This window comes from Pseudoalteromonas sp. SIMBA_162 (genome assembly GCF_046535955.1).
In the GTDB taxonomy this organism is placed as follows: domain Bacteria; phylum Pseudomonadota; class Gammaproteobacteria; order Enterobacterales; family Alteromonadaceae; genus Pseudoalteromonas; species Pseudoalteromonas marina.
Genome location: NZ_JAWJBQ010000139.1, coordinates 1 through 359, shown reverse-complemented (window position 1 = coordinate 359; position 359 = coordinate 1). Strand labels below are relative to the sequence as shown.

At 62.1% G+C, this 359-nt stretch carries 1 protein-coding gene; it reads left to right on the top strand.

The window, feature by feature from the left end:
- Window positions 1-359 (top strand): GTP-binding protein (locus tag R0J88_RS19060; protein WP_410900737.1); only part of this gene is annotated, 359 nt, incomplete at both ends.

Below are 359 nucleotides of genomic sequence, written 5' to 3'. Positions count from 1 at the left end.
CTATCCGGAACACCGCATCAACATCATCGACACCCCGGGCCACGTCGACTTCACGATCGAAGTCGAGCGCTCGATGCGCGTGCTCGACGGTGCGTGCATGGTCTACTGCGCAGTGGGCGGCGTGCAGCCGCAGTCGGAAACGGTGTGGCGCCAGGCGAACAAGTACAAGGTGCCCCGTCTCGCGTTCGTCAACAAGATGGACCGTGCTGGCGCGGACTTCTTCATGGTCGTCGAGCAGGTGCGCAAGCGCCTGGGCGCGAACGCCGTCCCGATCCAGATCAACTGGGGTGCGGAAGACGAGTTCAAGGGCGTCATCGACCTGATCAAGATGAAGGCCATTGTCTGGGACGAAGACAACC